This window comes from Streptomyces sp. NPDC001270, from assembly GCF_042896695.1.
In the GTDB taxonomy this organism is placed as follows: Bacteria; Actinomycetota; Actinomycetes; order Streptomycetales; family Streptomycetaceae; genus Streptomyces.
The window spans coordinates 43,940-65,818 of record NZ_JBIAXM010000033.1 but is presented as its reverse complement, the minus strand read 5'-3'; the positions used below and the strand labels follow the sequence as shown (position 1 = coordinate 65,818).

The 21,879-nt window shown below is 72.9% G+C and carries 14 protein-coding genes and 3 pseudogenes; 11 read left to right on the top strand and 6 right to left on the bottom strand.

Annotation, left to right across the window (positions count from 1 at the left end; genetic code table 11):
* Positions 1-6 precede the first annotated feature (6 nt).
* Genes ACFY2B_RS37355 through ACFY2B_RS37340 form a run of 4 tightly spaced genes read left to right on the top strand, consistent with a single transcriptional unit; the run spans position 7 to position 9,114 of the window.
* Positions 7-1,443 carry an acyltransferase domain-containing protein gene (locus tag ACFY2B_RS37355; protein WP_390767496.1) on the top strand — a complete coding sequence of 479 codons (1,437 nt, stop codon included), beginning with the start codon at positions 7-9 and terminating at the stop codon, positions 1,441-1,443.
* Positions 1,440-7,682, top strand: a complete 6,243-nt coding sequence (locus ACFY2B_RS37350) for an SDR family oxidoreductase (protein WP_390767495.1) — start codon at positions 1,440-1,442, stop codon at positions 7,680-7,682. Before ACFY2B_RS37355 ends, ACFY2B_RS37350 begins: the two co-directional genes overlap by 4 nt.
* The gene (locus tag ACFY2B_RS37345; RefSeq protein ID WP_390767494.1) at positions 7,679-8,368 is read left to right on the top strand and encodes a 4'-phosphopantetheinyl transferase family protein; all 690 of its coding nucleotides are present in this window, start codon (positions 7,679-7,681) and stop codon (positions 8,366-8,368) included. The genes ACFY2B_RS37350 and ACFY2B_RS37345 overlap by 4 nt, the downstream gene beginning before the upstream one ends.
* On the top strand, positions 8,341-9,114 hold the full coding sequence (locus tag ACFY2B_RS37340) for an SDR family NAD(P)-dependent oxidoreductase (RefSeq protein WP_390767493.1): 774 nt from the start codon (positions 8,341-8,343) through the stop codon (positions 9,112-9,114). Before ACFY2B_RS37345 ends, ACFY2B_RS37340 begins: the two co-directional genes overlap by 28 nt.
* Positions 9,115-9,572: 458 nt before the next feature.
* Here ACFY2B_RS37340 and ACFY2B_RS37335 read toward each other — a convergent pair whose 3' ends face one another.
* Entirely contained in the window at positions 9,573-10,202 is a 630-nt protein-coding gene (locus ACFY2B_RS37335) for a TetR/AcrR family transcriptional regulator (RefSeq protein WP_390767492.1), read from the bottom strand.
* A gap of 68 nt (positions 10,203-10,270) precedes the next feature.
* Here ACFY2B_RS37335 and ACFY2B_RS37330 point away from each other — a divergent pair, with 68 nt between their 5' ends.
* Positions 10,271-11,728, top strand: coding sequence for an MFS transporter (locus ACFY2B_RS37330; protein ID WP_390767491.1), 1,458 nt, complete (start codon positions 10,271-10,273; stop codon positions 11,726-11,728).
* 227 nt (positions 11,729-11,955) lie between these two features.
* On the opposite strand, the gene ACFY2B_RS37325 is transcribed toward ACFY2B_RS37330, so the two are convergent.
* Positions 11,956-12,504: a GNAT family N-acetyltransferase gene (locus tag ACFY2B_RS37325; RefSeq protein WP_390767490.1), complete on the bottom strand. Its 549-nt coding sequence runs from the start codon at positions 12,502-12,504 to the stop codon at positions 11,956-11,958.
* Between the two features lie 357 nt (positions 12,505-12,861).
* Between ACFY2B_RS37325 and ACFY2B_RS37320 the strand changes: the two are divergent.
* Positions 12,862-14,738 (top strand): annotated as a pseudogene (locus tag ACFY2B_RS37320) (TIM-barrel domain-containing protein).
* 245 nt (positions 14,739-14,983) lie between these two features.
* On the opposite strand, the gene ACFY2B_RS37315 reads toward ACFY2B_RS37320, so the two are convergent.
* Entirely contained in the window at positions 14,984-15,589 is a 606-nt protein-coding gene (locus tag ACFY2B_RS37315) for a helix-turn-helix domain-containing protein (RefSeq protein WP_390767489.1), read from the bottom strand.
* Between the two features lie 89 nt (positions 15,590-15,678).
* On the opposite strand from ACFY2B_RS37315, the gene ACFY2B_RS37310 reads away from it, so the two are divergent.
* Positions 15,679-16,305 carry an SAM-dependent methyltransferase gene (locus tag ACFY2B_RS37310; protein ID WP_390767488.1) on the top strand — a complete coding sequence of 209 codons (627 nt, stop codon included), beginning with the start codon at positions 15,679-15,681 and terminating at the stop codon, positions 16,303-16,305.
* Between the two features lie 43 nt (positions 16,306-16,348).
* Positions 16,349-16,849, top strand: a complete 501-nt coding sequence (locus ACFY2B_RS37305) for a DinB family protein (protein ID WP_390767487.1) — start codon at positions 16,349-16,351, stop codon at positions 16,847-16,849.
* A gap of 170 nt (positions 16,850-17,019) precedes the next feature.
* Here the strand turns inward: ACFY2B_RS37305 and ACFY2B_RS37300 are convergent.
* A pseudogene (locus ACFY2B_RS37300) lies at positions 17,020-17,221 on the bottom strand (CGNR zinc finger domain-containing protein); the annotation flags it as partial.
* Here ACFY2B_RS37300 and ACFY2B_RS37295 point away from each other — a divergent pair.
* Positions 17,211-17,567 (top strand): annotated as a pseudogene (locus tag ACFY2B_RS37295) (MBL fold metallo-hydrolase); the annotation flags it as partial. The pseudogenes ACFY2B_RS37300 and ACFY2B_RS37295 sit on opposite strands and share 11 nt — an antisense overlap.
* A gap of 190 nt (positions 17,568-17,757) precedes the next feature.
* Here the strand turns inward: ACFY2B_RS37295 and ACFY2B_RS37290 are convergent.
* Positions 17,758-18,666, bottom strand: coding sequence for a helix-turn-helix domain-containing protein (locus tag ACFY2B_RS37290; protein WP_390767486.1), 909 nt, complete (start codon positions 18,664-18,666; stop codon positions 17,758-17,760).
* A 142-nt stretch (positions 18,667-18,808) separates the two neighbouring features.
* Between ACFY2B_RS37290 and ACFY2B_RS37285 the strand changes: the two genes are divergently transcribed.
* On the top strand, positions 18,809-19,366 hold the full coding sequence (locus ACFY2B_RS37285) for an RICIN domain-containing protein (protein WP_390767485.1): 558 nt from the start codon (positions 18,809-18,811) through the stop codon (positions 19,364-19,366).
* A gap of 309 nt (positions 19,367-19,675) precedes the next feature.
* Here ACFY2B_RS37285 and ACFY2B_RS37280 read toward each other — a convergent pair whose 3' ends face one another.
* Positions 19,676-20,236: a hypothetical protein gene (locus ACFY2B_RS37280; RefSeq protein WP_390767484.1), complete on the bottom strand. Its 561-nt coding sequence runs from the start codon at positions 20,234-20,236 to the stop codon at positions 19,676-19,678.
* 1,046 nt (positions 20,237-21,282) lie between these two features.
* Here ACFY2B_RS37280 and ACFY2B_RS37275 point away from each other — a divergent pair.
* Positions 21,283-21,546, top strand: a complete 264-nt coding sequence (locus ACFY2B_RS37275) for a hypothetical protein (RefSeq protein ID WP_390767483.1) — start codon at positions 21,283-21,285, stop codon at positions 21,544-21,546.
* The last annotated feature ends 333 nt before the right edge of the window (positions 21,547-21,879 follow it).

Here is a 21,879-nt window from a genome sequence, read left to right as displayed (position 1 = left end):
GTTGCTGTGGCCGAGCGCTGCGCTGTCGTGTTCCCGGGGCAGGGGGCCTACCTGCCCGCTGTCCTCACCCGGCTCGCCGTCGATGAACCGCTGGTCGAGGAGACGCTGCGTCTTCTGGACAGCACCGCTGTCCGTCTGGGGCGGAGCGCCCCGTCCCGGTTCCTCCTGGACGAGGCGGCGCCGACCTTGTCCGAGCTGGTGGACGAGGCACCCGCGGACCTGCACACGGCGCTGTTCGCCGCCGAGATGGTGCTCTTCCGGCTGCTGACGGAGCGCCATGGGCTGCGTCCGGACGTGCTGCTGGGACACAGTTTCGGCGAGTTGGTCGCCCTGACCGCGGCCGGCGTGTACGGGCTGGAGGAGGGCATGGCGCTGGTCGCCGCCCGCGACGAGGCGTTCGCGGCCCGCCCGCCGGAACCCGGTGGCATGCTGGCGCTGGACGTCTCCGCGTCCCGGGCCGCGGGACTGCTGGTGGGCCTCGGTGAGTGGGAGGTGACCCTGGCAGCGGACAACAGCCCCCGCCAGTGCGTGCTGTCCGGCCCCGTCGGACCCCTGGGCCGGGTACGGCAAGCCGCCGAGGCGATCGGCATCACCACGACCGCGCTGCGGGTCCCGTACGCCTTCCATCACCGCATACTCGCCGCCGTGGCGGGCGACTTCACCCGCCGGGCGACCTCATTGCGGGCCGGGCCGGCTCGGTACCTGCTGCACTCGGCGATCCTCGGACGACGGGTCGACGACACCGACGCGGTGGCGGACCTGGTCGCCGCCCACCTGGTGCGTCCGACACGGTTCACCGGCGCCGTCCGCCTGCTGCACGCGCAGGGCGTGGAGGTGTTCGTGGAGTGCGGCCCTCGCGGCGTGCTCAGTGACCTGGTGACGGCGACGGTGCCGGGCGTACGGGTGGTCGCGCCACTGCGCCGCCGCGCCAGCGGATCCGAACTGGCCGACGCTCTGCACGATCTGACGTCCGCTCCCCCGGCGGCTCCTGTTCACCGGCCCGGCCCGGCGTGGGCCCCGGTCGGCGCGGCCCACGACCGTACGGCGGCGGGCACGCGTGATGCATCCGCAGCCACCGAGACTGCGGTCACGACCGCGGCCCCGGCCGCGACCACGGTTGCCGTCGGCACCGCGACCGAGGAACCCTCGTCGAGTGCGGCGCCGCTCCCGGACCGCCGGTCCGTCGTGGCCACCCTGCGGACCCTGTACGCGAACGCCCTGGGCTACCCGCCCGAAGTCCTGACCGACCACGCCGATCTGGAAGCCGATCTGGGCGTGGACTCGATCAAACAGACCGAACTCTTCGCCCGGGCCGCCGCTCATTTCGGACGTACCCTGCCCGCTGACGGCTCCCGTCTGACCAGCTACACCACCTTGGACGCGCTGGCCGGGCTCCTGAGCGCGCTGCCCGCACACGCCACGCGCGCGGGGGTGTCGGCATGAGCGGTCGGCCCGATGTGCCCGCGGCTCGGGACCTGAGCGGAAAGATCGCCTTGGTGACCGGGGGCGGCAAGGGCGCCGGGGCGGCCATCAGCCGGGAACTCGCCCGGCACGGCGCGCTCGTGGTGGTGAACTCCTTCCACTCGCCGCGGGCCGCCGACGAGACCGTCGCGGCGATCCGCTCCGCCGGGGGCCGGGCGGAGGCACTACGGGCCAGTGTCGCCAAGCGCGATCAGGTGACCGCGATGTTCGCGGCGCTGGCCGAGCGGCACGGCGGCGTGGACATCGTGGTCAACAACGCCGCGCGGGGCGTGTTCGCCCGCTTCGACGACCTCACCGACACCGAGTGGCAGCGGGCGCTGGACACCAACGTCCACGGAGCCCGCTGGTGTGCTCTGGAAGCGGCACCGCTGATGGCCGCGCGCGGCGGCGGAGCCATCGTGAACGTCTCGTCCATCGGCGCAGGACTGGCCATGGACAACTACCTGTTGGTGGGGGTCTGCAAGGCGGCGCTGGAGGCGATGACCCGGTATCTGGCCGCCGATCTCGGCCCGCTGGGCATCCGGGTGAACACCGCTTCGGCCGGGCTGCTGGACAATGCCACGGCCGGGCTGTTCCCCGATGCGGACGCTCTGCGGGCGACCTGTGCCGCGGCGGCCCCGCTCGGCGGGGTGGGACACGAGGACGACCTTGCCCAGTTGGTGTCCTTCCTCGCCTCTCCGCAGGCCCGCTGGATCTCCGGACAGTGCCTGCTGGCCGACGGCGGCCTGTCCGTGGGCCGCGCCATGCTCACCCCGCGCCGCCCCGCACCACCCACCGCTCCGGCCGAGAACCCGCCCGCAGACCCTCCGCACACCGCCCCCGCACCGCTCCCGGCCACCGCCACCGCCAAGGTGCCGGCCCCCGGCGACCCAGCCCCCGCTGCCGTACGACCTGCCACCTCTGCCGAAGCACCGGCCCTCGGCAGCCCCGGCGGCCCGGCCGCCTTGTCCACCCCGGCCGCCGTATCCGCCCCGCGGCCCGCGCCCTCCGCCGCCCCGGCACCCGTCGGCCGTCGCGGGACGGCCGCAGCGGCAGCGGGACGGGACGGTGACGGCACGAAGCGGGCGACGCCACGCACCGCGGCCAAGGTCAGCGGTGACGGCAGGCGGACGACGGCACGCACGGTGGCCGTGGTGGGCATGGGCCTGGTGGCTCCGGGCGCCGAGGGACCGGAGGCGCTCCGGCAACGGCTGATGGAAGGCGTACCGCAGTTCAGCGAGCCGGGAGAGCGGTTCCCCCTGGAGCACTTCTGGTCCTCCGAGGACGTCGTGGACCGCACCTACAGCCGGGTCGCCGGCTACGTCCGCCCCGCGCCGGACACCCCATCGGACACCGCATCGGACACCGCAGAGGACTTCCTCACCGCCTGGACGCGGACCGCGCTTCTCCAGTGCGACGCCCCGCGCCTGGCGTCCGGCGCGGGCGTCCGTACCGCGTGCTTCACCGGTGCCTGGGCCGAGGGATCGCAGCATGTGGAGGAGAGCCTGCTCGTCGAGACCGCCGCCGACGGCATCGCGGAGCACTGGGACCCGGGCGCGACCGAGGACCCCGAGGCGCTGCGGGCGCTGCTCGTCCGTTGGCTGCGGTCCGTCCACCCGTACGCGGGCACGCCCGCCCGACACCTGCCACCGGCTGCTCTGCGTGCCGCCGTCGCGTCGCTGCTTCCCGCGCCGGCGCCGGTGCAGGTCGTCGACACGGCCTGCTCCTCCTCGCTGTACGCCATCGGCCTGGGCGCCCGCGCCCTTCTGGACGGGGAACTGGACCTCGCCCTGTGCGGCGGGGTGTTCTCCCTGGGAGCGCGCTACAGCGTGCTGTTCTCCCAACTGCGCGGGCTGAGCCGTTCGGGTGCGGTCCGTGCTTTCGACGCGCGCGCGGACGGGGTGCTGTTCGCCGACGGGGCGGCGTTCGTCGCCCTCAAACGGCTGGATGCCGCCCGGGCCGACGGCGATCACGTCCTGGGGGTGCTGGCCGGTTTCGGCGCGGCGTCCGACGGGCGTGGCCGGGCCGTGCACGCCCCCAACGCCACCGGTCAGCAGCGGGCGCTGGCCCGCGCCCGAGCCGTGTCCGGCGTCTCACCGGAGCAGATCGACTGGGTGATCGCCCATGCCACCGGCACCCCGGTGGGCGACCGGGTCGAACGCGGTGTGCTGTCGGAGCAGTTGCCCCACGCCTGGTGCACGTCGAACAAGTCGGTGTTCGGCCACACCGGCTGGGCGGCGGGTGCGGTGTCGGTCGTCCATGCCCTGCAAGGCATGGCGCACTCCACGATCCCTCCGCAGATCCCCTACCGCTGCCCCGACGACGCGCCGCCGCTGCGGGTACCGACCGAACCGGTGCCCTGGCCGCGCCCGGCCGACCGGCCACGGACGGTGGGGGTGTCGGCGTTCGGGTTCGGCGGGACCAACGGCCATCTCCTGCTCCAGGACGCGCCCCGGCCCGGCGAGGCCGCGCCGGCCTCCCTGCCCGCCACCGTCGACGACGACCCGGTGGTCGTCGTGGCCTGGTCGGCCCACCTGCCCGAGACCCCGGACGTGGCGGACGTCGCCCGCCGTCTGGCCGACGGACGCGCTCCCGCGGCACGGCGCTCGTTCGGAGCACGCTATCCGCTCCCCTCCTTCGCCAAGGTACCCCTCCCCGCGCGCACCGCAGCGGCCGTCGACCGGGCCCAGCTGATGGCGCTGCAGGCCGTCGCCGCACTCGTCCCGCCGAACACCTCGCCCTGGTGGGAGGGGCTGCGCGAGACCTGCGGGGTCTTCGCCGCCCACACCGGTGTCCCCGCCGTGTCACCCGACCTGACCGTCCGCTGCCACGCCGCCTCGCTGGCCGAGGCAGCCACGCGCCCGGCACCCAGCGGGCTCGACCGCGCCGAACTGCGCAGGGCCACCGCGGCGTTCCTCGACGCGGTGCGCGAGCGCACCGGCTGCGGGGAGGACACCCTGGCCGGCCTGATGCCGAACGTGATCCCCGCCCGGGTCGCCGCCCTGCACGACCTGCACGGCCCCACGATGACCCTCGACACCGGGCTCACCTCGGGCCGCAGCGCCCTCAGGGCCGCCGCCGCCCATCTGCGGCGCGGGGAACTGGAACTGGCGCTGGTGCTGGGCGCCAACGGCGCCGCCGGCCCGCTGTCCGCGCGCCTGCACGACATCGGCGAATCCCGCGAGCCGGCCGAAGGGGCCTTCGCGCTCGTGCTCACCCGCGCCTCCGTCGCCCGTGCCCGCGGCTGGCCCCAGCTCGCCGGCCTCGGCGCCCTGCTGGACCGGCTGCCCGCCGAGCATCGCGAACCGGACGGGTGGAGCTACCTGGGAGCCGACGACCTGATAGCCGTCCTGCGGCACCTCGTCACCCACGTCCCGGTCCCCGCGTCGGCCGCCGCGGCGCCTACGACGACCCCGACGCGCCCGGAACCGACGTACCCCCGTCCGACGGTCACGGATCCGACGTCCACCGATCCGACGACCCTCGATCCTGCGCCCACCGATCCGGCGTCCGCCTTTCCGGCGCCCCCCGATCCGACGGTCACGGATCCGGCCCACCCCGCCGAAGGCACCGCGGTAGCGGTCACCTGGCGGCACACCCTGAGCTGGGAGGCGGCCGGACCGTGCGGCACCGGGGCGCGGCCACTGCCGGCCCGCACCCTGGTCGTCACCGACTCCCGGTACGCGAGCGACCTGCGCGCCCTGGTCGACGCCGGCGACCACTGCCGCCTGGTCGCCGTCGACGGGGACCAGGACCCGCAGGAGGCCGTCGACCGTGTCCTGCGCGTCAGCCCGGAAGGGTTCCGGCATCTGCGGGTCGTCGCCGACCTGCACTCGGCACCCGCCTGGCCCGCCCCGCCCACCGCCGGCGTGCTGGCCGTGCAGGAGGCGGCGTTCTGGGCGGTCCGCCGACTGCGCGACCGGATCACCACGGGCGGCACCGTCGCCGTGGGGGTGACGGCGCCGTACCTCGGAGCGGAGGCCGCCCCGCACGCGCATCTGTTCACCGGCTTCGTCAAGTCCCTGGCCTGGGAGCTGAGCGGCTGCACCGTGCGCGCGGTGGTCGGTGACAGCACCCGGCCCCGGACCGTACTGGCCGCCCTGGAGGACGAACTCGCCCGCCCAGCCGACGGGTTGCCCGTGGTCCGTCACCGCGGCGCCACCCGTTTCGTCCAGCGAATCACGGAGAACATCCCTGCCACGGCCGACGGACCCCTGCCGCTCGCCCCCGGAGCGGTGGTCGTGGCCACCGGGGGTGCCCGCGGCATCACCGCCGCCTGCCTGCTCGGCCTGGCACGCCATGTGCCCCTGCGGGTCCACCTGGTCGGGTCGAGCCGCCCCGCCGACCTGCCGGACGGCCTGCTGCACGCCCCCGACCAGGAACTGCCCGCGGCCCGCGCCCGCTACATCACCGACCAGCGCTCCCGCACGCCACAGCGGCCGGTGGGCGAGATCAGCGCCGCCTTCGACCGTCTCCTGCACGCCCGTGAGTCCGCCCTGACCCTGCGGGCCCTGGGCGAGTCGTGCGGCGCCGGCCAGGTCCACTTCCACACCTGTGACGTCACGGACGCGAACGCCGTACAGGCTCTGGCCGACGCCGTCCGCGCCCGGGAAGGCCACGTCGACCTCCTCGTCAACGGTGCGGGACTCCACCACCCCGGCGACATCACCCGCAAGACGCTGCCCGGCATGCGCCGCATCCGCGACGTCAAGCTGTTCGGCCACCACCATCTGCGCGCCACGTTCACCGGTGCCCTGACCCCGCGCCTGTGGTGCAACTTCGGCTCCGTCACCGGTATCGCCGGCCTGCCCGGCGAGAGCGACTACTCCCCCGCCAACGACTTCCTGTCCGCCGCCGCCCACGTCGGCGCCGACGGCGAATTCACCATCGCCTGGACCATCTGGGACGAGACCGGTCTCGGTTCCGGAGCCATCGTCCAGGCCCACACCGCCCGCACCGCGCGCCTGTCCCGCATGACCACCGCCGAAGGAGTCACCCACTTCCTGACCGAACTGCGCCGCCGCGCCCCCGGCGAGAGCGGCGAGAGCGGCGAGAGCGGGAACGACCGGCTCGTCACCTTCATCGGCGACGCCGAACACCGTTCCTTCGACACCCTTTTCCCGGGTCTGCGCACCACCGGGAACCCTGGCCGGATCTCCCCGGCCGCCCCTGCGCACCCATCACGTGCCACCGATGACGACGTCCCTTCCCGGCCGCCGGCCGCCCCTGTCCCGGCCCCACCAGGCCGCGAACCCGTCCCGGTCCCACCGCCCGGCGGAGCCACCCCGGCCGGCCTCCTCGACGGACCCGTCACCCGCCGCGCCGACCACGCCACCTGGGACCTGGTCCTCGACCTGGACGCCCACGGCTTCCTGCGCGACCACCTGGTGGACGGCAGACCCACCGTGCCGGGTGTGCTGCTGGCCGACATCGCGGTCCAGGCGGCCCGGACCCTGGCTCCCGGGCTGCCGCCACGTGCCGTCGACGACCTCGCCTTCAGCGCCTGGGTCCGCGCCCGTTCCGACGGCAGACCCGCCCGGTACCGTGTGGCGGCCCGCCGTCGCGGTTCCAGGACGGCCTGCGCGGTCAGCGTGACCATCCGCTCCGACGTCGTCGCCCCCGACGGACGCGTCCTGTCCCGCGACCGGGAGCACTTCCGCGCCACGGTCCGGCTGGGCGGGCCGGTCCCGCTGCCCGAGCCGTACGGCCCGCTCACCGGAGCCCACCGCACGGTCGACGACCCGTACTACGACGCCGCCTCCCCGGTCCTGCTCACCGGTGCCTTCCGCGCCACCGACCAGTGCCGTACCACCGGCACCGGCACCACCGCCCGCTGGCGTCCCGGCCCGCCGCAACTGTCCGCGCTGCCCCGGCTCTCCACCCCGGCCGTCCTCCTGGACGGCCTCGCCCGCACCCCCGCCCTCCAGCCCACCCCGGACGGACATCACACGGTCGCCGTCCCCCACCACATCGAACGCATCACCCTGTACGAACACGGTGACGACCACGACCTCGTCCGCACCCACCCCGCCGGGCTGCGGCTCCACCACTCGCCCGCCACCGCCACCAGCACCGCCTCCACCCAGGACGGCCGCGTCATCGCCCAGATCTCCGGCCTGCGCGCCACCGTCCTCGCCCACGTCCCGGCCCGCTCCCGCACACCGACCACACAGGAGACGCCGGCCTCGGCCGGCGACCACGACCAGGCCGTCGGCACATGACACCGCCGGACCGCGCACCCGCCGGCATCCGCCACCGCCGGGTGACCTCGGCGGCAGGCCCGGCCGACCTCTGGTGGCACATCGCCCCGCACGGGCCTCCGCTGCCCGGCCGGGCCCTGCTGCGCCACGCCGTCGCGGCGCAGCAGGCCCGACCGCCCGACACCGTCACCGTCGTCCGGGACCGGCTCGGCCGCCCCGCGCTCGCACCGGAACAGAACCTGCCGCCCCTGCGCCTCACCGCCGCCCACAGCGGCCCCGTCACCGTGGCCGCACTCATCGCAACGCCCTGCGGCGGCACCCGGATCGGCATCGACGTCGAGCACCTGACCTCGCTCCCGCCGCCGGTCCTGCTCCACTACGCCCTCCACCCGGACGAGCGCGCCGCGCTGACGGACCGGCCCGCGACCGCACGCAAGGGGGACTTCCTGGCCCTGTGGACGGCCAAGGAGGCCATCGCCAAGGCCCTGGGCTGGCCTCTCCCGCGTGCCCTCGTCGATGTGGAGGTCGCCCTGTACCCCCGGCCCGCCCTGGTCCGGCTGGGCCACGACCCGGCCCCGCTCGGCTGGCAGTTGCTGCCCCTGAGCCTTCCCGGGACGCCGCACACCATCACCCTCGCCGTCCACCACCACCCGCCACGCAGCCCACGACGGGAGAGCGCATGGACCTCACCGGCAGGACCGCACTGATCACCGGAGCCACCCGCGGCATCGGACTGGCCATCGCCCACACCCTCCACGCCCACGGCGCCCGGCTCGTCATTACCGGCCGCTCGGCGGACAGCGGCCGCGCCGCCCTCACCCGGCTGGACGCCGGGGACGACGTCGCCCTGTGCGTCGCCGACGCCACCGACCGGGCCGACGCCGAGCGCGCGGTCGACGAGACCGTGGACCGCTACGGACACCTCGACATCGTCGTCAACAACGTCGGCGGGGCCACCGACTTCGCCACCGTCGCCGACATCACCGACGACACCTGGCACCACACTCTCGCCCTCAACCTCGACTCCGCCCTCTACACCACCCGCCGCGCCCTGACCCACCTGATCCCACAGCGCTCAGGGCGCGTCATCAACATCTCCTCCGTGGAAGGCCGCGACCCGGACCCCGGCCTGTGCGCCTACGCCACCGCCAAGCACGCGCTGATCGGATTCACCCGGGTCCTGGCCAAGGAGACGGGCCCGTACGGTGTCACCGCCAACTGCGTGTGTCCCGGCGCCGTCGAGACCGACTGGTTCACCGAACAGGGGCCCCGGGCCGCCCGCGTCCTCGGCACCGACTATCCCGGCCTGATCCGCCACTTCACCGGCCGCACCGCCACCGGCCGTCTCACCCGGCCCGAGGAGGTCGCCGCCGCCGTCCTGCTCCTCGCCTCCCACGCGGGCTCCGGCATCACAGGCGCGTGCATCCCCGTCGACGGAGGTACCACCGGGTGAGGCCCACCCCGCGCCGAGCGGCTACGACGGTCGGTCCGCTGCTCGCGCCGAGCCGCCGCTGAGCGGCCCGGCCCGCGGCCGGCCGGGAAGCGCGGCACGCGCGAGCGAGTCTGCGTGGCGGTCGGGCCGTTCGGCTGCGCTCGGCCCAGGAAACCCTCGATGCGTTCCACGTCAGGGACGCACGCTCGCCGACCGGGCACTTCCCGACGGGTCGGGGGTACGTCGCGGCGACCACTGTTCCTGCCGTCAGCCTGGGCCAGGATCTTGCACGCCGCTAGGCGGTGCGCCCCGCCCGGAACACCCGGTCCGTGCGCCCCGGACCGGGTGCCGGTCCGAGGCTGGCGGATCTTCCGTCAACGAAACGCCACGGCCAAGCAGTTCGGCTGCCCCTGCTTACCTCGTGAAGCGGGTACGGGGGCTGCCTCTGGATTGTCGGGCTGCCCGGCCGGGGCGGTCGGTCAGTGGTGCCACCGGGCCCGCCAGTTGTCGGTGGCGGCGCCGGTCAGGACGGCTCTGACCACGTCCTCGGCGAGTGTGGCGGTGATCGGGAGGTGCCCGAACAGGACCCGGTAGTAAGTGGTGGCAGCGAGCATGTCCAACAGCAGGTCGATGTCGATGTCCGGCCGGAGGTCGCCGTGTTCGATGCCCCGGCGCAGGGCGGCTGCCGTGGAGGCCCGGCGGGGGTGGAAGAACCTCTCCCGGAACTCGGTGTCCAGCTCCGGGTCGTCGGCCAGGTCGGCGACGAGGGCGGGCAGGACCCGGCGCCCGACAGGCTCGGCGAACGCCTCGCTCAGCGTGGTGATGCCCTCGACCAGGTCGCAGTGGGTGCAGCCGGTGTCGGGTGTGGGGGCAGTCCCCGCGACGCCGGCCAGCGCGTGCACGACGAGGTGCTGCTTGGATCGCCAGCGCCGGCGGAGGGCCGGCTTGCTGGTGTGGGCCCGTACCGCGACGGCGTCCATGGTCAGACCGGAGTACCCGTTCTCCTGGAGCAGTTCCAGTACGGCCTTCGGGACCGCGGCGTCGATGCGTTCGTCGCGGGGCCTGCCCTGGGACAGGCGTTCCTGGGCATCGTGAGCGGGTTTGGCCATGGAGGCAGTATAGGTTTACATTTACGTTCCGATCCAGAACGTAATTAAATTAGAGAGGTGTGCGTGCTGTGACCTCCTGGACCGAAACCCCTGCCACGGGGACGGCCGACGGCGTCTTCGCCCGGCCTTACAGAGCCCTGACCTGCGGAGTGATCCTCAGCGTCGCCCTGGTGGCCTTCGAATCCCTGAGCATCGCCACCGTGCTGCCCGAGATCGCCCGTGCGCTCGGCGGCCTCGACTCCTACGGGTGGGGGTTGTCCACCCTGATGCTCGCCAACATCGTCGGCACGGTGGCCGCCGGCCGGTCCGCCGACCGGACAGGCGTCCGGCGTCCCCTTCTGCTGGGCCTGGTGGTCTTCACCGCCGGCTGTCTGCTCGCGGGCGCCGCGGGCAGCTGGCCGCTGTTCCTCGCCGGGCGGGCTGCACAGGGTCTGGGCGTCGGCGCCATCATGGGCATGGCCTACACGGTGGTCGGGCTGGCCTACCCGGAGCGGCTGCGGGCGCGGATGTTCGCTCTGCTGTCCTCGGCCTGGACCCTGCCGTCCCTGGTCGGGCCCGCCCTCGCCGCGTGGATCGCGGACGCGGCGGACTGGCGAGGTGTCTTCCTGCTCATGCTGCCCCTGACCACCGCCGCCGCGCTGCTCGCGCTCCCGCCGATCCGCGGCCTCGGCCGTCCCGCCGCCTCCGACACCTCTGACATCTCTGACATCTCTGACGCTTCTGACGCCGGCCAGGACGGCCGCTGGTGGCAGGGTCCTGTCGCCGCCAGTTGCGCCCTGACCGCCGCGACCACCGTCCTTCTGTGGGCACTGTCCCTGCGCGCCGTACTCCTGCTGGTGGTCCTGGCACTGGCCGGTCTGGCCGTGGCGCTGGCGTCGCTGCGCCGGGTCACCCCGCCCGGGACGTTGTCCCTGCGTCCGGGCGTGGGCGCGGGCATCGTGGTGCGCGGGCTGCTGTGCGCCGTGTACTTCGGCAGCGAAGCGTTCATTCCGCTCGGGCTGACGGAACTGCGCCACCTCAGCGCCACCCAGGCCGGCCTCGGCCTGTCCGTGGGTGCGCTCACCTGGGTCGCCGGATCCGCGCTCCAGGCCCGGCACGACACCCGCGCCGCCGGCGACGGAAAAGTGCGGGGTCGGGGGCGGAGCGTGGCGCTCGGCTGCGTGGTCCTGTTCGCGGGCCTGCTGGTCACCGCCCTGGCCATGCTCCTCCCTGCCGTGCCCGCCCTGTTCGCCCTCGCCGGCTGGGCCGTCGGAGGTCTCGGCATGGGCGTGGCGTTCAACGCGGCCACCACCGACACCATGGAACAGGCCGCCTCCGGCCAGGAGGGCGCGGTCAGCGCCGGCCTCCAGCTCGCCCAGACCCTGTCCACCGCTCTGATCAGCGGCGCGGGCGGCGCGGCCATAGCGATCGCGCACGCCCACGGCTCGACCACGCGGGGCGCGCTGCTGGGCGTGTTCGCCGTCACCGGAGTCCTCGCCGCCCTCGCCGTACCCGCGGCCCGCAGACTGCGCCCCCGCGCCGTATGACCCTTCGGGTTCGGCCCGACCGGTGAGGACACAGTCCTCAGGACCGGAAGGACAACAGCCTCGGGCGGCCGCCACCGGCGCGTGTCTCAGCCCACCCGTCGAGGAGTTCCCCGTTCGGCCGGCTGGTGCCGCCCCCGGTGGCACGCGGCACACCGTCCGTGGCACGTCGTGCGGCACGCGGCATGCCGCCGGGACCCGAGCCGGTCAGTGCCGTCGGGGGTACGAGTTCAAGCGGGCGGCGTGACCGGGAACCGTACGCCCATCCACTGTTCGGCGCCCCACTCCTCGAACCGTTGCACCTCGGTGAACCCCAGCTTCACCGCGAGGCGCATCGAGCGCTCGTTGGCGGTCTGGGTACAGAGCACCACCGGGTCGCCGGGAAGGGCGTCGGCGAACCAGTCGAGCGCCGCCGCGCACGCCTCGGCGGCGTACCCGCGTCCCCATGCCTCCGGCAGGAGCAGGTAGCCGAGCTCGGCCTCCCCGGCATCCGGACGGACATGGCTCCGATGGTCCGCGTCGCGCCGGTTGAGCTCGATGGTGCCGATCATCGCTCCGTCCAGCTCGATGACGAAACGGCCGGGCCGCCTCTCCGGTGTCTCGGGCAACGCGCGCTCACACTCGTCACGCGGTCGAGGGCCGCCCATGTAGGCGCCCACCTGCGGCGAGGTGAACAGCTCGATGAACACCGCACGGTCCCGGGCCTCGGGCACACGGAGCACGAGCCGCTCGGTCTTGATCGGGGCAGGTGGCCAGGCGACGGATCCCAGTTCAGTCATGGCAGGGAACCTATCGCCGCGAGCGCGGCACGGGCTTCCAGAAGAATGCGAGCAGTGCGCCGGGTCGGCTCCGGCGCTTCCTCTCACTTCCTCCTCGGCCAAGGCCGGCAACCGGTTGCCGTCGCCGCCCACGGGTACGACCCTCACGCCGCACGCCCGTCGGCCTTCACGCCACACGCCCCGTCGACGGGACCGTGCAACTGCCCGCCCGCAGCCGCACGGTGGTGCGTGAGGAGCGGTGACATGGGCTCACCCCGCCCGTCGGACTCGCTCCCACCGGCCACGGCCGACGACCGGCCGCCCGGGCTTCCGTGTGCGGTTCCGCTGCCCCCACCGCCTCACCCCCTCAGGAAGGTCATGAAGTTCACCGACGGTCTCTGGCTCGTCCGCGACGGCGTCCGGATCCGGTACGCCACCGAGATCCGCGACATACATGCCGACCCGAAGCGTTTCACCGCCTACGCCTCCTTGCGGCGGGTGACGCACCGAGGGGACACCCTCGACGCGCTCCTCACCCTCGACTGCTTCTCGCCCGCCGAGGGCGTCATCGGTGTCCGTGTCACCCACCACGCCGGCAAGCGCCATCCGGGCCCCGAGTTCGCCCTCACGGCCGAGCCCGGCGGCGCGGGGGAGGTACGCCGGGAAGGCACCGTCACCGAGTTGGTCAGCGGCCCACTGACCCTGCGTGTGGACCGCGCCGCCCCGTACACGCTGGCCTTCCACGGCGCGGACGGCCGGGAGCTGACCCAGGCCGGCCGCAAGGGCACGGCCTTCGCCACCACCGACGACGGCGCGCACCACGTCCTGACCCAGCTCGCGCTCGGTGTCGGCGAGCAGATCTACGGCCTCGGCGAACGCTTCACACCGTTCGTCAAGAACGGCCAGGTCGTCGACATCTGGCAGGCGGACGCCGGCACCAGCAGCGAGCAGGCGTACAAGAACATCCCCTTCTATCTGTCCTCCCGCGGCTACGGCGTCTTCGTGAATCACCCCGGCAAGGTCTCCTTCGAGGTCGGCTCCGAGTCGGTCGGGCAGGTGCAGTTCAGCGTCGAGGACCAGACGCTGGAGTACTACGTCGTCGCCGGCCCCACCCCGAAGGACGTCCTCGCCCGCTACACCGCCCTCACCGGCCGCCCGGCGCTGCCGCCCGCCTGGTCCTTCGGCCTGTGGCTGACCACGTCCTTCACCACGGACTACGACGAGGCCACGGTGATGTCGTTCGTCGACGGCATGGCCGAGCGCGGCATCCCGCTGTCCGTCTTCCACTTCGACTGCTTCTGGATGCGCGCGCACCAGTGGTGCGACTTCGCCCGGGATCCCGAGGTCTTCCCCGACCCCCGGGGCATGCTCGCTTCGCCCGGTCCGCGACCGCGGGCGGTCAGCAGTACCCCGTGCACTGGGGCGGCGACTGCTGGTCGTCCTTCGAGGCCATGGCGGAGTCCCTACGGGGCGGTCTGTCCCTGTCGCTGAGCGGTTTCGGCTTCTGGAGCCATGACATCGGGGGCTTCGAGGGCACGCCCGACCCGGCGGTCTTCAAGCGCTGGCTGGCCTTCGGCCTGCTGTCCTCCCACAGCCGTCTGCACGGCTCGTCGTCCTACCGTGTGCCCTGGGAGTTCGGCGAGGAGGCCGTCTCCGTCGCCCGGCGCTTCACCCTGCTCAAGCACCGCCTCATGCCCTATCTCTACGGTGCCGCCGTCGAGGCCCACCGCACGGGCGTGCCGGTGATGCGGCCCATGGTCCTGGAGTTCCCGCACGACGCGGCCTGCCGCACACTCGACCGCCAGTACCTGCTGGGCGGCGACCTTCTGGTCGCCCCCGTGTTCAGCGAGGACGGAGAGGTGGAGGTGTACCTGCCCGCGGGCACCTGGACCCATCTCCTCAGCGGCGAGCAGGTCACCGGCCCGGCGTGGCGCACCGAACGGCACGGTTACGACAGCCTGCCTCTGTACGTCCGTGAGGGCGCCGTCCTGCCACTGGCCGCCGACGACCGGCGACCGGACGGCGACTGGCTGGAGCATCCCACCCTGCTCGTCCATCCGCAGGCCGGGGCCGCCCACGCCCGGCAGGTGACCGTCCCGGGCCCGACCGGTGTACCGGCCGCCGTCTTCCGGGTCCGGCGTGAGGGCGGCCTGCTGCGGGTCACCGCGGACGGTACCGAGCGGCCTTTCACGGTGCGTGTCGTCGGCGGAGCGAGCGCCGAGGGCACCGGGGAGGTGACCGTCCCGCTGCCGTGACGACGCAGCCGCGCTCGGGGACGCGTGGGCAGCCATCCGAACTGCCCCCGGCACGGGCCCCGTACGCGGGTGAAGCAGGCACGCGTCAGCAGCGAAACCGGCGCGCGTCCGCGGTGCGGCAGACGCGCGCCGACGGTGAAGCAGGCGACCGGCGGTGATGCAGGAGCACCGCGATCCGGTGCGGTCGCGGCGTCGGCCCGGTGGGCACCCGGCCGACGCCACCGCAGGTTCACTCGCTGCGGTCGTCACCGGGGCCCGGCCCGGCCCGGCCGATCGAGGTCGGTGCGTACGTGCGCGCGCAGCCCTTGCAGGCCGAACAGGATGAGGAGTTCGACCGCTGCGCCGTCGGCGCTGCCCAGCCAGTGCGGCAAGGACGTGTCGAACTCGGCCGCCTCACCGGGCGGCAGGGTCAGGTCGCGCTCGCCGGTCACGAGCCGCAGGCGACCGTTGAGCACATAGAGCCATTCGAAGCCCTCATGGGTCTGCGGGGTGGGTTCGAGCGGTTCCGGCCGGGCGGGGATGATCATCTTGAAGGCGTGCACCCCGCCCGGTCGCCGGGACAGCGGCACGAAGGTCATTCCGTACCGTCGGATCGGCTTGAGGTGGATCCGGGGGTCGCCGGTGCGCGGGGCACCGACGAGGTCGTCCAGCGGAACGTCGTAGATACGGGCCAGCGGCAACAGCAGTTCCAGGCTCGGCCTGCGCTGTCCGCTCTCCAGCCGGGACAGGGTGCTCTCCGACACCCCGGTCGTCGCCGCCAGGTCGGCAAGGGTGATGCCGCGGTCACGACGCAGCGCACGCAGCCGCGGCCCCACCGCGTCGAGCACGTCGTCGTCTGTCTTGGGGTCCATGCGGTCCATCGTGCCGTTACCGCAAGATTTCGTGCCAGGGCGTGGGGTGCCTGGCGAGACTGGGCGCCCGCCGACGACAAGGAGTCCTGATGAGCACCACTGATGCGGTCACGTTCTGGGACGGCGTGCATGCCGCCCGGCCGACAGCCGGCGACCCGCGGCCGAATGCCCGCCTCACCGAGACGGTGGCGGATCTGCCGCCCGGCGACGCGTTGGACCTCGGATGCGGTGGCGGCGGCGACGCCCTGTGGCTCGCCCGCCGGGGATGGCAGGTCACCGCCGCCGACATCTCGGCCGTGGCGGTCGAGCGGCTCACCGCTCTCGCCCGCTCACACGACCTGGGCGACCGCGTCATCGCCGTGCGGTACGACTTGCAGGAGTCCTTCCCGCCCGGCGCATTCGACCTGATCTGCGCCCACTACCTGCATACCCCCTGTGGCCTCGACCGGGCGGCCGTCCTGCGCGCGGCCGCGCACGCGCTGCGCCCCGGCGGGCAGCTGCTGGTCGTCGACCACGGCTCGACCGCGCCGTGGTCATGGCAGCAGGAGCCCGATACGCACTGTCCGAGCCCGCGGGAAGTCGCCGCCGGTATCGACCTCGCCCCGGAGACCTGGACGGTCGAGCGGGCCGACGCACTCCGCCGGGTCGCGACCGGACCGGGCGAGCGCACCGCCGAGGTCACCGACCATGTCCTCCTCATCCGCCGCACCACCTGACCTGGTGGCCGGCACCGCCCCCGACGAAGGAAGGCGACCACCGTTGCCCAGCACCACGCGCCGCGACCGCCGCGGCGACACCCCGCCGCCCCGGACCTGCAACAGTGAGACGGAGGTCCTGCGCGGATTCCTCGACTACCTCCGGACTTCGATCGCCGCGAAGGTCGACGGTGCTCCCGAACCGCAGGTCCGGACAGCCGCGGTGCCCTCGGGCACGAACCTGCTCGGGCTGCTCAACCACCTGACGTTCGTCGAGCGCGCCTTGTTCCTCGGGGACGGCGTCACTGACTGGCAGGCCACGTTCCGGGCCGGACCGGCGGACAGCGTGGCCGATGTCGTGGCCCGCTACCGAGAGGCGGTCGAGCAGGCGAACGACGTCCTCGACGGGTGCACCGATCTCGGCGCACCGGTCCCCGGGCCGCGGCCGGGGCGCCCCGCTCCCAGCGTCCGCTGGGCACTGACCCACATGATCGAGGAGACCGGCCGGCACGCGGGCCACGCGGACATCCTCCGCGAACTGACCGACGGTTCGACCGGTCGTTGATCCGCCTTGCTCCGCCTTCGCCGCGGGCGGGGTGAGGGGGCTCGGCAGACGGGCGGCGGAGGCGGCAACGGCCGGGTGATCCGGACCAAGACGGCGCGCGGCCGGCGAGTTGGTGAGGGTCGGTCGAGGAGGGCCGGTGGCCTCCTCGACCGACCGGACGCCCGACGGCGTCACGGGGAGGTGGTGCGGCGGGCGTAGGCCCGGGCGGCGCGGGCGCGGTCGCCGCAGCGGACGGAGCACCAGCGCCGGCGGACGTTGCGGAGCAGGTAGCGGTTGCAGGGAGCTGAGCCGCGGCGCGTCGGGACCGGTGAGCAGGTCGGCGGCATCCGCGGCCAGGGTGGCCGGCGCATGGTCCACGATCGCGGTCACCGGCGAGGTCGTCGGCTTCGTGCTGACCGGCGAGGGCCTCCCCACGGTCTACGCCAGCGGTGACAACGCCTCCCTCGACGTGGTCCGGGAGATCGCCGACCGCTTCGCTCCCCTCGACACCGCTCTCCTCTTCGCCGGCGCCCCCCGCTTCCCCGTTCTCTTCGACAACCAGCTGATCGTCCTGGACAGCGCCCAGGCCGCCGAGGCCGCCCGGATCCTCGGCGCCCGCCGCGTGGTTCCCGTCCGCTACGACAGCTGGGCCCATCTCAGCGAGGGCCGCGAGGAGTTGGAAGCCGCTTTCACCAGCGCCGAGCTGGCCCAGCGTCCGGACTGGGGCCGGCAGGACTGACCGCTGCCGCCTGCGGGGTGTTGCGGTGGACGCAGGGGCCGCTGCCCGGGTTCCGGGCGCGCACCGCATGTGCGGAACCCGGGTGCGCAGGGCCGGGCGGCCTCTGCCCGGCGCCCGCTCCTGCCGAACCCGGGGCCTGGTCCTGATGCCGACGGCCGCCACGGGCCGGATTCCCTGCCCAGACCGCCGGTCATCCCGCGGGCTTGAAGCAGGATGTCCTCGCCGACTCACCTGCTGTGCCGTGCTCCGTGATGAAAGCCTCGACGAATACGCATCCGTGGACTGTTGACAGGACGTCCCCCCAACTGCCCGGAAGCTTCTGGTCCCCCGTGTACTGGGCCGGTGCCGACGTCCGGTCGGGGTCGCGGTGGGCGACGATGTGTGTCGTCCAGGTGTGGGAGACCGGGCCTTGGAGGTATCCCCAGGCCGCCCTGCACGCCGGAGAGTACATCAGAATGATCGTCCCGTAGGGTCGGCCGCCGGGCCATTTGACGGGTTGCCAGTCGAGTTGCTTGGCATCGGCGCGGCAACCTGCCTCGTAGGGGTCCCTACCATCCCGGGCGGCATGAGCAGCCACCAGGGAACCCGACGGCGCTTGCGGATCGTGCCCGGCCTGACGGCCGCCGGTCCGGTGGACCAGCAGCACCACGACCACCGCCACGCAGACCAGTGCCAGAAGAACCGCGAGCACTCGTCGGCCACGGCGCGTCCCTGAAGTCCCTGAACGCAGGCCAGGGTGCGCGCCTGCACCGTACTCGCGCGTCGTGGTGACGGCGACGTTCGTGGGACCGGCGCTGTCCGAGGTCGTGTCGGTGACCGACGCCGCCGGGGCCGCGACTTCCTCGTCACGCGCGAGTTCCCATAGCTGCCGCCAGTTGGCGGGGTCGGCTCGACATGCCTGGACGAACGCCTCGATCACCGGCCAGGTCGGGGTCGCGCGCCCGCTCTCCGCAGCGCTCAGTGCCGCGGTCGAGTAGCCGCTGCGCTCCGCCAACTGCCGCAAGGTCATCCCGCTGGTGTCCCTGAGGTCCCGGAGCCGCTGCGCGAGGTTGCTGCGCGGGCCGCTACCGATCAGCGGCACTCTCTTCCGTCCTGCCATCGAACGCTCCCCCACCTCGACCGGCCATCGGCATTGTTCAGCAATGTTCAGGCACGCACGCCGCCGCTGGCTACCGCCGGTCCAGACGACGAAAGATTGATCCACACGCAAGCCGGACAAGCACAGACGAGAGGAGCCACACATGGCAATGACCAGGCAACTGCGCCGCCTGGCGGTCCTGGGGGCGGTCGCGACGTTCGCGGCAGGCGCGGCCGTCGGCACGCCCGCGAGTGCCGCTGCGGCATCGGCCCCGAGCCCGCACGTCGTCCCGCTGTCGTTCCACGCGGGGGAGTTCGAGTTGATGAGCGATCTGCCGAGCCACCGGTGCGTGGGCATCAACGCCAGCCGTCAGGCCGGGCTCTGGAACTGCACGGGCGGCAACGACCAGGTGTGGTCCTTGGCCAACGGTGACAACCAGGGCAACCTTCAACTGGAGAACCGCAACGGCCAATGCCTGGGAGTCGCCTCCGCCGGCACCCGCAACGGCTCCCGCGTGGTCGCCGGATCCTGCCATGCCGACCACCCCGACCAGTTCTGGTTCGGCCTGCAGTACCGCGATGATCCGTCCTCGATCCTGAACTGGCACGCAGGGCTGGAACTCGCTGTGTCGGGCGGTGCCGACATCAACGGCCAGCCTGTCATCCTGTGGAGTCACACCACCAACCCGGACCACCGCTGGACCCTGAACAACTACTTCTGACGGCCGTCTCGGCGGGCATGACCATCCGCCAGTCGCGGACGGAGCGAGCGAGCCCGGACCGACCGGTCCGGGCTCGTGGGCTGTTCGGACGCGGCTTGCGACAACTCTCGGGGCGGCCGTGTGGTGATGTGGGAGGAGTCCGCCCGCGACGGCGCGCAGGCGAAGACGCTCAATGACCGCGGGGTTCCGGGTGCGTCTGGCCCGCGAGACGGGCCGGGTCTTCGGTGCGGAGGTGCGAATGGGCCGCAGCACGTGGTGGTGGCAGTTCGGGCGCGCTCGTGCTGGCACAGGACGCCCGCAGCGGGCCTGTCAGGCGCAGGGTGGCTCCGACCGGGCACCTTCTGGCAGCAGCTTGCGTTCGGCTTTGGTGTAGTCCCGTCCGGCGCCGGCGCAAAGAGCGCGGAACTGAGCGTCGGAGCGCAAGTCGAAGGTCTGGCGGAGTTGGCCGGTTTCGATGGTGAGACGGTGGCCGTTCACGAAGCCCGCCGTCCAGTCGTCGCCCGCGACCGCCAGGGTTTCGGAGGCACCGTCACCCGCCTGATCGTAGATCTGGACCTGCTTCTTGCCGAAGAGGTAGGTGACGGTGCTGCCGGCCGGCCCGAACCCGACCAGTGTGTCGCTGGCTGAGCAAAGTGCGTTGAGCACCCGCGGCTTCCCGCGGTCGACGTCCCACACGCGCAACTGGCCGTCGGAGTTCTGCACGGCAAGGCTTGAGCCGTCCGCGTCGAAGGCGAGGCTCGCGGTGACAGTTTCGGTGCTGAACGGCACGGTGATCGTAGGGCCCTTCAGTGTCGTAATGCGCCGCGGGGCACGGACGTCCCACGGCAGGATCTCGCCGCGCAGGGTTCCCGTCCTGGTGACTGCGGCCACCTGTCCGGGATGTCCTGGACGAGCGAGGAGTCGGGCGCGCGCAAACATCTCGTTGGTGACGCCGATGCCGACGAATCGCCGTGCTTGCGTGGGGCGGCAACGACACCGACTGGTGGCGGGTACGGTCGGCGTCGACGATCTCAAGCCGTTGGTCGGTGGCCCGGGCGACGTAACGCCCGTCCGGTGACACGGCGGACATCCCCGTCCCGTTGTCTTTCCGGAACCCTTCGTCACCGGCCCGCTCGGCGCGCACCGCCATCAGCGCCGTGCCGACGGGCACGAGGACCATGAGCCCGCCGCCCGTGCTTGGCACCGCGGCGACACCGTCGTACGCGGCGGGAGTGTCGCCCGATGTGGGGATGTGGGTGCGGTAGGTGTATCCGGTGCGTACGTCGGTCAGGGTTTTTTCTGCGTAGCCTCCGGTCGAGAGCCCTGTATCCGGGCTGTCCGCTGTGTCGGCGACTCCGTACCGCGAGGTGGCGTCCTGATCGCTCAGCGCGGTGGGCAGCTCGGTCTTTGGGCCGGGTGTGCGGCCGAGTGCTTGTGCGTACTGCGTAGTGGCCAGGTGTTCGCCACCGGCCGCCAGTTGGGCGTTGTCCAAGTCACCGGTGTGGGAGGTGTACCGCAGCCGACCCGTGGTGAGGTCCCTTGCGTCGATGCGCTGGCCAGGCTGCTTGCGGGAGTAGCTGATGGTCACGACGGTGTCGGCGCCGGAAATGAAAACGGCCTGCTTCACCCCTGTCTCGGGGACGAGCCCCTCCGGCACGTCGACAGGGGTGCCGGAGGGCACCTGCCACGCCTCGGCGAAGGCCGGGACGCATCGCTGGGTGCCGTTGAAACACTCCATGGAGTTGTCGTTGGCCAGACGGGCGTAGCAGTCCGCGCTGATCATGGCGAGTTGGGCGACTTCCTCACGGCGAAGTCCCGGCACGCGGCGGGGGCGCCCGACGACCGCCAGGCCGACCTGACCGGGGTCGATGTCCGCCCGGCGTGCCTTGAGGAAGGCTCCCGGCTCTCCGGGCCCTGGCTCCCTGTGGTCATGTCCTGTGTCCGCCTACGCCGACGGTCCGGTCGGGGCAATCCGCGCACTCGTCCAGTCAGAGGACGGCATCACCGCCCACGCACCGGGAGACCCGGCGATGATGGCGGCCGCCATCATCGAATCCGTCTCCCCCAGCCCCACCCCGACGCGGCTCACCCTGGGCAGCGATGCCTACGATGCCGTGCGGCACGCCTTGGCCTCCCGGCTGGAAGAACTCGAAGCGGCCAAGCAGACCGCCCTGTCCACCGATGTGGCGGCAACAGGCTGAGATCGCGGGGCACAATGGACCTCCCATGAATACCGTGTCGGTACACCGCCGGGCCGGGCAGTTCACTGAACAATGAGGAAGAACCAGTCGGTCGAAAATCCTCACCTGATCTCATGGACCGGACCTGAAAAGGCGGCGAACCTCGCGGGGGCTCACACATGTCCTCTTCGACAAGTTCTCCGGAATTCTTGCGGACAAATACCCGCCTATAAATGTGCGACGACATCGCCGTCGAAGCTCTCTGCACACCGGTGGGCACATACCGGCACCGAGGCGGTCGACAGGGATCCATCCGTCGCCCCGATATCACCATATGAGGTATATATGGTGGCA